The following is a 563-nucleotide window of genomic DNA, read 5'->3' on the forward strand; positions in this document are numbered from 1 at the left end:
AACCACGATAATTTGGTTAAGCAGCAAGTGAGGATCGAGAGAAACAGGCACAATGGGCTCAAAACCACTTTCCAACATGACTTGAGCAGCTTCGCCAGTAATTTCAATGGGATTAAAATAGAAGTAGCCAAGCACAGGTGCACTGACAATCAAACCCAAAACAATGCCAATAATGGCGATGAAAAGCGATTCAATTGAAATTAAACCAATCAGCTTGCTCCTGAGCATCCCAGTGGCCAACATCACGGCAAATTCACGCTGGCGTTCTAACGTCGTCATCAAAATGGTCGCGAATAGACCAAAGCCAACGATGCCATACAGAATGTAGATGAGGAAGATCCCGCCAGCTTTGTCTAATGCGATTTGTTGAGAAAGCTCCGGCGATAACTCCTGCCAGCCTTTTACGGCGACGCTATTGCCGTAATCTCGCTTTAATTGCTCAATCACACTGGGCAATACGCGTAAATTTGAAGTATTGAGCACCCATGCCGTCACCTGTTTATCAAGTGAATACAATGTCTGAGCAGTATCGAGAGGCATATAAACCAATTGGGAATCCAACT

1 protein-coding gene is annotated in these 563 nt (G+C 44.8%); it reads right to left on the minus strand.

Features of this window, described 5'->3' with window-relative positions; all coding sequences use genetic code 11:
* Window positions 1–563: ABC transporter permease (locus tag R7R24_RS29340; protein ID WP_318120542.1), on the minus strand; the 563-nt coding region annotated here is incomplete at both ends.

This window comes from Vibrio sp. 704, from assembly GCF_033339295.1.